The following is a 10,040-nucleotide window of genomic DNA, read 5'->3' on the forward strand; positions in this document are numbered from 1 at the left end:
GAAAGCAGAATTATTCGTTTTCCAATAAAAAAGAACCGAGAATGGCTCGGTTCTTCTTAACATTATTTATTCAGTTGATACTGACGGATCGGCTTGCTCTTTTACTGGGACGATTTGGAGGAAATGTTGTTCAGGGTTTACGAGTAGTGTAGTAAGCTCTGATGCTTCAGAATTTTGACCATTTTGTTTTAATAATTCTATATAGCGGCTAAGCAGCTCTTGAACATCACATTTTCCATTTTCCGTAAGCGTATCAATCGTCACTTTCGCTCCTTTTGCGATTCGGCGTTTTATTGCCTCTTTTGTTAAACCCATTTCAGGCTGATGACGTAGGTAGATAACTCCGCCTGTCATCCCAGCGCAAATCCAAGGACCGGGATCTCCAAGTACAAGGCCACGACCATTCGTCATATATTCAAAGGCAAAGCCTTTAATGTTGGCATTTGCACCAATATTGCCAAATTCCTTTTCTGGAATCGGGCTTTGGAGTTGGCCACCGAAGATCATATCTGCACCTGAAAGTCGGATGCCCGCACGAGCATCTGCATTTCCTTGTGCTACTAGCAACCCTTTTTGAGCGCCATAGCCAAATCCTTTCCCGACAGAGCCATTAAAGAACTGTCCAGTTTTGCCTTTAGATTTAAGGATAAAAATATTCCCGCCAAATGATGTCTTCCCTACGCCATCTTGGCCGCCACCGTTGACTTCAATCGCAATCCCTTCGGTGTTATATGCACCAAGGCCATTTCCAAGAATCGAATCTTTGTATTTTAATGAAACAGGATTTAGTTTTTTGTAGGAACCATCGAGACGACCGCGAACACGATGACAACTAACCCGGCTTGCAAGTACCCTTTGGCTCGAATTCACCATTTGAAACTCACGGGATCGAAGTAATTCTTCATCAATCGCATCCAAATACTCCGCACCTGCGGCGATTTGACGAGGCTGTGCTTCAAGAGAAGCAGCAGCTTCCTGATAATAAAACTGACTAATCTCTAGCTGTTTTAGTAAATAAGACAAATCAAGCAGGTTCTTCCCTTTTACTTGTTCGAGAAGTTCTGAACGGCCAACGGCCTCTTGAAGATCTTTCACACCAACAGAGGCGGCAAGCGCTTTTAATTCGTTTCCGAAAGCAGTAAATAAATTCATTATTCCTTGTACAGCTGAATCAAACTGTCTAGGGACGAAGCGGCGCAGCCCGTGGGCTTTTGCTTGTGCTTCGGACTCAATTTGTGTAGCGATTCCGACATGACATGTATCAAGATGACAGCCACGGCATGTTGTACAACCAATCGCTAGCATCGATAAGGTGCCAAAACCGATACGATTCGCTCCTAAAAGCATAATTTTAAAAGCATCTTGTGCACTTCTAATCCCGCCGTCAGCCCAAAGTTCAACTGAATCGCGAAGCCCTGCTTCTAAAAGTGCGTTATGAGCGGCTTTTACTCCGATTTCAACAGGAAGACCAACATGCTGAAGTGCATGAATCCTTGCGGCGCCTGTTCCGCCGTCAAATCCGCTAAGTGTTATAATGTCTGCCCCGGCCTTTGCGATTCCAACCGCGATTGTTCCGATGTTTGGTACTACAGGAACTTTCACGGAAACTTTCGCCATGTCATTGCCTGTTTTTAACTCTTGGATCATTTGTGCCAAGTCCTCAATCGAGTAAATATCATGGTTATTGGAAGGAGAAATAAGGTCCGAACCGATTGTTGCGTTTCTTGTTTCAGCGATTTTAGCGGTTACTTTTGAACCTGGCAAGTGTCCGCCTTCTCCAGGCTTTGCTCCTTGACCAATTTTAATTTCTAAAAGATTGGAAGAATTTAAAAGCTCAGCATTGACGCCGAAACGCCCTGACGCGACTTGTTGACCACGTGTTCGTGGGTACTTCCCAAGCATATCTTTGATTTCGCCGCCTTCACCGTTTAACGAGATCATATTCAAACGATCGGCTCCTTCCGCATAGGCGCGGAACGCAATTTCATTTTGTGATCCAAAAGACATTGATGAGATGATAAATGGCAAGCTGTGTTCACCAACCCTAAGGTTGACATCTTTTGGGGAGATTTCTGATTCAGTTTGTTTTAATTTTGTTAAATGGCGAATGGTTGTCGGATTTTTTTCTTCTTGTTCCGAAATCTTTTCGCGATAACGACTATAGTCACCTGTAACCGCAACTTCGCCAATTGATTTCCAAACCCTTGGGAAGAGGCTAAAAGAACGGTCAAGTCGTGCCTGTTCATTTTGATAATCTGCTGCACGCTTTAGTGCGTCTTCCTTCATATGAGTATAATTGTATTGTAGTTCACTGCTGCCAAAGAAGTTGGCAATCTTTAAATGCTTGGAGATTTCCTCATTAAGTCCAATTGCAGAAAATAGTCGTCCATAGCCACGCAGTTCATGAATTCCAATCGTAGAAATGACCTTTTCAAGTCCTTTAGTTAATGCTTGATAAAGATTGAGTACCGGTTGAATGGTCTCGTTCATGACAGTCGTAAACATATAATACGGGCTAACGAGATCAGCGCCAAATCCAAGAGCCGTGATGAGATCATGTAATGAACGGATTGCTGCTGAGCGAAGCAGCAATGAACAGTTCCGTCTTAATCCAGCATCTGCTAATGCATGATCAACCACTGAAGTGACAAGATGCGAATCAAGCCATAACCTATCTTGATGTGCTTTGGCATCATCTAACACAATCAGTACTTTTCCATTGTTAACTGCATCGATTGTTTCCGTCGAGATCCGCGTTAACGCCTCTTGAATGGTTTCTTGTTCTTCAAAAACTGTTTCAATATAAGCAACAAGCTTCAGTTCTTGAAAATAGTGAATGATTTGATCCATGCTTGGTTGATCAAGTGTTTGCGAACATTCAAACCCTATTTTTCCTTCAATTAATAATGGAGTTTGTAATTCCAAGACTTTTCCGCCTGAATCTTTTGTAAATAATTGTGGTCGTTTGCCGATAATCGTTCTCGTCGAGAAATGCTCAGTTTCACGATCGCGGTCAATTGCAGGATTTGTGACTACAGCTACGCTTTCTTTAATAAAATCAGGGATGTTTCTTCTCATTGGATTTAGGGCCGCAAGTGGAGAGTCATGACCAAGAGAGCGAATCGGTTCAACGCCTTTTTCGGCCATTTGTTCGATAAGTTGGACATGCTCGCGTTCCCAGCCAAATGCTTTGTATTGACCGTTATGAATGTTGTCAGGGTAGCGTACCGTTACTACTTTTTGAAAATTCGGTAAATTTAAACGGTTGTGCGAGTGGTTAACGTCTAAGCGTTTTGAAAACCGCTTGTATACCTCCTCCTGGAATGCCTGCTGTTCGTAGAGTTCAATTTGGTCTCCATTCCATTTTAAACCGATTTTTTCCCCGGGAGCCAATGGTTTCGGTTCTCCAGTATAGTTAGACGCTGGAACAATGCCTGGTTCAGAGGCAAATAAGTAAGAATCTTCAATATCAATCATCCATAAAGGTCGTAACCCAAGTGCATCAACGCTAAAAACTGCTTCTTCGCCGAAACGGGAGATTATTCCTGCAGGTCCTTGCGCGAAATGGCCCCAGGCTTCACGTAGATAAGTGTATAGATCTTGAAGATGTTGAGGATAAGCTTTGATTTCATTAATAATCGGTGGGAACATGGTATCGAGTGCTTCAAATAGAGAGTAGCCTTCACGGCAGATGAAGGTTTCCAATGTTCGACTTAAGTCTTGGGAATCACTTCCATTTCTTACAAGTGGAACATTTACAAGCTTTGCTTCATCACGTAGTTTCGCAATTGTATTAATCTCGCCGTTATGACCTAAGATACTGAATGGTTGAACTCTGAAAAAGCTTGAGAGGGTATTCGTCGAAAACCGATTGTGTCCAAGTGTCATCGTCGAAGCAATCAGCGGATTATTTAGATCATGATAATACTTAGGGAGAATATCTCCGGCTCCCATGACTTTATATACAGCATGATATTGGCTTAACGAAGCAACATGGACAAGGTCATTTTCTTCGAAATCGACAGTAAGGGTAAATAGTTTTTTGGAAAGTTCGCTTCCAGTTTCGTTAGCTAGGCATGCGAACTGCCAGAATACGGGATTTTCTTGAATGGCAATTGGTCCGAGTGCAGAGGAGGTGGTGACTTGATTGGTTTCAAAAATCAGTTTCACCCCAGCTTGTTGTATTTTAGCTTTTAATTCAGCGAGGATTTTTGCTTGATCTCCATCACGCGAGATAAAAGTATGGCCGACGATGAAGGAATCATGATTGACGACATCAGCGTTGATGCCGGCAGTTTGTAGTTTTTCTTTCCAAAGCGCGCGTGGGATATCGATGTGAATCCCAACTCCATCTCCTTCGCCATTAATAAAACCTGCTCGATGATTCATCGTTGTTAGACCATTGATGCAGTGAAAAATATTTTCGCGGGTAGGAACTTTCTTCTTTTCAATGCTTGCAATAATTCCGCAGGCATCATGCTCTTGTTGGTTAAAATCTTTGAATAGGCTTGGATTCCATTGTTTTGTCATATTGTTCGGCTTTGAAGGGTTTTTTCCTTTTTAGCCGGTTCACCTCCTGAGAAAAAATGTGTGTCAGAATACTTGACAAAAGACATGAAAATAAGTTGAATTCCTTTTAAAATTACTGTAAAGAATTGCTATTGTTTTAATGTTGATAGCAATTGTAAGAATTCAGAAAAGTAAGTTCATTTTAACATGTGAATTTTCAGTTATCAATTAAATATACAGAGAAATGGATAGTAAAAACGTTATCTATTTTAGATTGAACCATTCTTTTATTGATATGTAAGCGTTTTGGTCGAACAAAACAGCAAAACAGGAGGGGGAATTCCCCTCCTGTTATTGTATAGAAGTTTGTATAATTATTCATTCATTAGTGAATAAAATGCATGATCAACCGCGTGCAGTGTCGCCTCAATATCTTCTATTGTATGGGCAATCGTCAGGAACCATGCTTCATATTTAGATGGAGCTAAATTGATTCCTTGATTCAACATGAGTTTGAAAAATCGTCCGAACATTTCACTATCAGAATTCTCTGCTTGTTCGTAGTTTTCGACTTTCTCGTTTGTGAAATACACAGTTAGTGCACCTTTTAGGCGGTTAACTGTAACGGTAATTCCATGTTTTTCAGCCGCAGCGAGGACCCCTTCTTCAAGGTGGGTGCCAAGTTGATCAAGATAATCGTAGACTCCGTCCTGTTTTAAGACCTCAAGGCAAGCGATTCCTGAAAGGATGGAAGCAGGGTTTCCGGCCATTGTTCCTGCTTGATACGCTGGGCCGAGCGGTGCGACTTTTTCCATAATATCGACCCGGCCGCCGTAGGCACCGATTGGCAACCCGCCGCCGATAATCTTTCCTAATGCGGTCAGATCGGGTTTTACGCCCAACAAATCTTGAGCGCCGCCATACATAAAGCGGAACGCAGTAATTACCTCATCGTAAATGACAAGTGCTCCAGCTTGGTGGGTCAATTCATTAACTTGTTCAAGGAAACCAGGGTTTGGTTGGACGATTCCGAAGTTGCCAACAATCGGTTCAACAAGGACAGCGGCTATTTCATCGCCCCATTTTTCAAGCGCTAGTTTAAATGGTTCAATATCATTAAATGGGACGGTAATCACTTCCTGAGCGATACTCTTTGGTACACCTGCCGAATCTGGTGTGCCGAGTGTAGAGGGGCCGGAACCAGCAGCGACAAGGACAAGGTCAGAATGGCCATGATAGCAGCCTGCAAATTTAATGATTTTATCCCTTCCTGTATAAGCGCGGGCGACGCGAATTGTCGTCATCACTGCTTCTGTTCCTGAGTTAACGAAGCGAACTTTCTCTAAGGAAGGGATTGCTTCTTTTAACATTTTTGAGAATTTCACTTCATGTGGAGTAGGTGTCCCGTATAATATCCCTGTGTCTGCGGCCTTTTTGATTGCTTCAGTAATATGTGGATGAGCGTGGCCGGTAATAATTGGACCGTAGGCAGCTAGGTAATCGATGTATTGATGTCCATCAACATCCCAAAAATAAGCCCCTTTAGCGCGTTCCATGACAACGGGTGCACCGCCGCCGACTGCTTTATACGAGCGAGATGGACTATTCACGCCACCAACAATATGTTCCAAAGCTTCCTTATGTAATCTTTCCGAATTTGGTCGTTTCATTGAATATCCTCCTATCTTACATGCCAAAATCATTCTAGCATATTTCGGGTGAATGATAATCACTTGATTTCACGATCTTTTAGGTCGTGACTTGACTGTTCACTTTTTTGCTAAATCTAGGACTTGCTCTGCATACATAGAAGTTTTGAAGCGTATAAATTGATTGAGAAGCAAAGGAAATGGGGCATAAACGATGGGTTTTTATATTTCAATCATTATCATTATCCTTTGTATCATTTTGAGTCTGAGGGAGTTATTTATCCCCGACAAAATTAAAGGAAAGAAGCTCTCGATTGAAAACTTCTTTGTTTTAGCCATTATTTATTTAACAGTAATGATTGGATTTGGTTTAATCTATTTTTTAGTAGGTTCTGAAATACAGCCAATCTTAAATGAAGCGGAGGAATATAGCGCAACTACAGGTACTGAGACCGTGATTAAACTTGAAACAGCCCTTTACTTTAGTGCGATTACTTTATTTTCGGTAGGTTACGGCGATATTTCTCCCATTGGCATCGGCCGTTGGATCGCTGTGATTGAAGCACTTGTTGGCTATACGATTCCAACAGCATTTGTTGCAAGGACTGTTTTTGACAAGAAAGTTTAAAGGAAAAAAGATTCGTGATACGATGCGAGCTATTTGAATTTACTTTCGCATTTAGATAGGCTTAAGTTATAAAGTCTAAGGGGGTAAATGGAATGGTTGTAAAACTGAATGAAGCAGCACCTGACTTCGAGTTGGAGGCTAGCAATGGCGAACGGGTGAAACTTTCGGATTTCCCTGGTAAAAATGTGGTGCTGTATTTTTATCCGAAGGATATGACTCCTGGTTGTACAACGGAAGCTTGTGATTTTCGCGATCATCATCAAAGCTTCGAAGACCTTAATGCCGTTATTCTTGGGGTGAGTCCTGATCCAATTACGAGACACGAAAAGTTTATCGATAAACATGGACTGCCGTTTTTGCTGCTTTCAGATGAGGATCATAAAGTGGCGGAAGCGTATGATGTATGGAAACTGAAAAAGAATTTTGGTAAAGAGTATATGGGGATTGAACGTTCGACCTTTATTATTGATAAACAAGGAAAGGTAGCAAAGGAGTATCGGAAAGTAAAGGTAAAGGGTCATGTTGAAGATGCGTTAAATTTTATTCGTGAAAATATGTAAAATAAAGCCTAATTTTTTATTTAAAGGCAATTGTCCATTCATTTTGTACGAAGGTGAATACCTTATATTAGGGCATACCTCCTCAAATGATTTTACGAGCCATTATGGCTCGCTTTTTTTTGTTTATTTTCTATTTGCAAGCATAAGATAGTTAAGAGTAAATAGTGAGTTGTAGAAGGGTCATTTAATTGGTAGTGATATTCAAGGGAGTTTATGATTATCGAGTCATAATATTGTAAAGTTACTGTAACATAACCAAGTAACTTATATTGACAAACAGACTTAGGACCTAGTACACTAATTATAAACATTATAAAGTAATAATTCCTAAAGAGAAGAGAGGTGCATGGCGGTGATAGAAGATCAATTAAAGGAAGCACTAGATGCCTTGAAAGGTACGGGTGTTCGTATTACGCCTCAGCGTCATGCGATACTCGAATATTTAATTAAGTCAATGTCTCATCCGACAGCCGACGATATTTATAAAGCCTTTGAAGGGAAATTCCCGAATATGAGCGTTGCCACGGTTTATAATAACTTAAGGGTATTTCGTGAAGTAGGGCTAGTAAAAGAGTTGACATACGGGGATGCGTCAAGCAGGTTCGACTTCGTAACGACAAATCATTACCATGTGATTTGTCAAAGCTGTGGGAAGATTGTTGACTTTCACTATCCAGGACTCGATGAAGTAGAACAACTTGCATCACATGTGACTGGCTTTAAAATTGACAGCCATAGATTGGAAATTTATGGTGTGTGTCCTGACTGTTCGAGTAAAGAGGCGCATTAGTTTAAACACTGACAATCGAAATTGTCAGTGTTTTTTTCTTTTTTTAAAATTATAAGGAAAACCCGGTTAATGGTTGAATGATTATTCCGTTAATATAAGATAGGAATCATGCTTTTTCTTGATGTTCTTCCGACTGTTTTTTATTGTATTTCTCGTTGAATTCTTTTCCTTCAAGAGTTGGATCAAGTGTTAAAGGTTCGTTGCAATACATACATAAATCAACACGACCGAGTACTTTTGTATGCTTTCCGCAACTTGGACAAACAACCTGGACTGTCTTTGTAGACAACATCCCAATCCAGAAGTAGACGACGGTACTAGCGATAATGAACAGTAGACCAAGAATCATAAAGATGGTCATAACAATTGGGTAATTACGAAAGAAAATCCCACCATACATAACAGCAAAACCAACAAAGATTAAGCTGAGGGCGAATGTACGTATTTTATTAATTTTGCTCGAATATTTGACCATTTTTTCTCCTCCCTAGAAACATTTATATCATATCATTTTAATAAATATTTTCACACTAAAATGATAACAGCAAAGGGAGGATTTTATTTTAATATTGTCGAACATATATTTCTAACACTGAATTGGAGGAATGGTTATGGAGGATATCCTTCGCCCGATTTACCAAGATAGGGCGAGTCAGTTCAACACGATTGGTATCATGATTATTGAAAAGGGACCGAAGTTATTTCCGACAACTGATACTTTTGATTCCATCCTATTAGTAATAGTGAAAGATGCAGAGCAGTCTGTTTTCGTTAAACATTATACAATTAATAATAAAAAAATCGCCATGCATATTGTAACAGGAGCGCAGATCCGTGAATGGATGCTTCTGGGGAATAATAAAAAAATCTTTGATTGGCTCTATGAGGGAAAGATCATTTTTGACCGAAATGAGTATATAGTTAATTTGAAACAAGAACTGAAAGATTTTCCGTTTTACGGCCGGAAAGTTAAGATTGGGATTGAATTTTCAAAATTAATCCGTAGATACACAGATGGGCGAGCCTTCTTTGATGAAGCTCATTATCTTGATGCATACAACCATGTCATTCATTCTCTTCACCATCTCGCTAGATTAGCGATTATCGAAAATGGTTTTCATCCAGAAGTGACTGTATGGCCTCAGGTTAAACAGATTGACCCTGGAATATATAAATTGTATGAGGAACTTGTGAGCAGTGAAGAATCGTTGAAAAAAAGGCTTGAACTTTTATTTCTCGCAGCCGAGTTTTTAATTCATTCAAGAACGGATATCGGAGCTTCACACTTCCTTTCGGTATTAGAAGAAAAAGAAATATGGACTTTTAATGATATGATTCAGCATCCAGAAGTAAGGATTTATAATGTGGACCTCAGTATCTTTCTAGAATATTTAATTGATAAAAATATGGTTGAGCCTGTTCTTTTCAAGGCAAAACGAAAAGGGATTTATCATCGGTATTATAAGAAAGGGAAAATATTATCGTAAAAAATAAAATAAGCTATTGACCTTTTTGAAAATACTTGTTATATTAATAACCGTCGCTGCAAGAAGTGAAGAAAACAATCCGCAGCTGACGGTTTTACTTTTTGAAATAAAGTGTTGACAACAAAAACACTAGATGTTATATTAATAAAGTCGCTTCTGAGCGGCGGGTTAATAAATTGTTCTTTGAAAACTAAACAAACAAGCGTCAACAAACAATAACAAATTGTGTTTCTTCTATTAATGAAGAGCACAAGCCAACGTTTTATTTTATGAGCTTAATCACTCAACAATTTATTGGAGAGTTTGATCCTGGCTCAGGACGAACGCTGGCGGCGTGCCTAATACATGCAAGTCGAGCGAATCTTTAAAAGCTTGCTTTTAAAGATTAGCGGCGGACGGGTGAGTAACACGTGGGCA

The 10,040-nt window shown here is 40.1% G+C and carries 7 protein-coding genes and 1 rRNA gene; 5 read left to right on the top strand and 3 right to left on the bottom strand.

Translation table 11 applies throughout. From position 1 onward, the window contains the following. Positions 1 to 66: 66 nt before the first annotated feature. Both GNT69_RS22940 and GNT69_RS22945 read right to left on the bottom strand, forming a co-directional pair. Complete coding sequence (locus GNT69_RS22940) at positions 67 to 4,530, bottom strand: glutamate synthase-related protein (RefSeq protein WP_203557322.1); 4,464 nt, start codon at positions 4,528 to 4,530, stop codon at positions 67 to 69. A 353-nt stretch (positions 4,531 to 4,883) separates the two neighbouring features. Beyond that, a complete protein-coding gene (locus GNT69_RS22945; RefSeq protein WP_203557323.1) occupies positions 4,884 to 6,179 on the bottom strand; it encodes a glutamate-1-semialdehyde 2,1-aminomutase in 1,296 nt (431 codons plus the stop codon). Positions 6,180 to 6,372: 193 nt separating this feature from the next. On the opposite strand from GNT69_RS22945, the gene GNT69_RS22950 reads away from it, so the two are divergent. The 3 genes from GNT69_RS22950 to perR all read left to right on the top strand — a co-directional run bounded on the left by GNT69_RS22950 (position 6,373) and on the right by perR (position 8,136). Beyond that, positions 6,373 to 6,786: a potassium channel family protein gene (locus GNT69_RS22950; protein ID WP_203557324.1), complete on the top strand. Its 414-nt coding sequence runs from the start codon at positions 6,373 to 6,375 to the stop codon at positions 6,784 to 6,786. A gap of 92 nt (positions 6,787 to 6,878) precedes the next feature. After that, positions 6,879 to 7,346, top strand: coding sequence for a thioredoxin-dependent thiol peroxidase (gene bcp, locus GNT69_RS22955; protein ID WP_203557325.1), 468 nt, complete (start codon positions 6,879 to 6,881; stop codon positions 7,344 to 7,346). A gap of 346 nt (positions 7,347 to 7,692) precedes the next feature. Further along, positions 7,693 to 8,136, top strand: a complete 444-nt coding sequence (gene perR, locus GNT69_RS22960) for a peroxide-responsive transcriptional repressor PerR (protein ID WP_239094425.1) — start codon at positions 7,693 to 7,695, stop codon at positions 8,134 to 8,136. A 106-nt stretch (positions 8,137 to 8,242) separates the two neighbouring features. On the opposite strand, the gene GNT69_RS22965 is transcribed toward perR, so the two are convergent. Continuing rightward, positions 8,243 to 8,611 carry a YgzB family protein gene (locus tag GNT69_RS22965; RefSeq protein WP_203557326.1) on the bottom strand — a complete coding sequence of 123 codons (369 nt, stop codon included), beginning with the start codon at positions 8,609 to 8,611 and terminating at the stop codon, positions 8,243 to 8,245. A gap of 136 nt (positions 8,612 to 8,747) precedes the next feature. Here GNT69_RS22965 and GNT69_RS22970 point away from each other — a divergent pair, with 136 nt between their 5' ends. Both GNT69_RS22970 and GNT69_RS22975 read left to right on the top strand, forming a co-directional pair. After that, positions 8,748 to 9,623, top strand: a complete 876-nt coding sequence (locus GNT69_RS22970) for a nucleotidyltransferase-like protein (RefSeq protein WP_203557327.1) — start codon at positions 8,748 to 8,750, stop codon at positions 9,621 to 9,623. A 291-nt stretch (positions 9,624 to 9,914) separates the two neighbouring features. Beyond that, positions 9,915 to 10,040: ribosomal RNA gene (locus GNT69_RS22975) — 16S ribosomal RNA — on the top strand; the annotation flags it as partial.

It is taken from the genome of Bacillus sp. B15-48, assembly GCF_016879755.1.
Lineage (GTDB): Bacteria > Bacillota > Bacilli > Bacillales > Cytobacillaceae > Mesobacillus_B.

Excerpts from the sequence above, each read along its gene's own strand:
- perR (WP_239094425.1), top strand. The coding sequence starts at position 7,693 with ATGGCGGTGATAGAAGATCAATTAAAGGAAGCACTAGATGCCTTGAAA.
- GNT69_RS22945 (WP_203557323.1), bottom strand. The coding sequence starts at position 6,179 with ATGAAACGACCAAATTCGGAAAGATTACATAAGGAAGCTTTGGAACAT.
- bcp (WP_203557325.1), top strand. The coding sequence starts at position 6,879 with ATGGTTGTAAAACTGAATGAAGCAGCACCTGACTTCGAGTTGGAGGCT.
- GNT69_RS22970 (WP_203557327.1), top strand. The coding sequence starts at position 8,748 with ATGGAGGATATCCTTCGCCCGATTTACCAAGATAGGGCGAGTCAGTTC.
- GNT69_RS22965 (WP_203557326.1), bottom strand. The coding sequence starts at position 8,611 with ATGGTCAAATATTCGAGCAAAATTAATAAAATACGTACATTCGCCCTC.
- GNT69_RS22950 (WP_203557324.1), top strand. The coding sequence starts at position 6,373 with ATGGGTTTTTATATTTCAATCATTATCATTATCCTTTGTATCATTTTG.
- GNT69_RS22940 (WP_203557322.1), bottom strand. The coding sequence starts at position 4,530 with ATGACAAAACAATGGAATCCAAGCCTATTCAAAGATTTTAACCAACAA.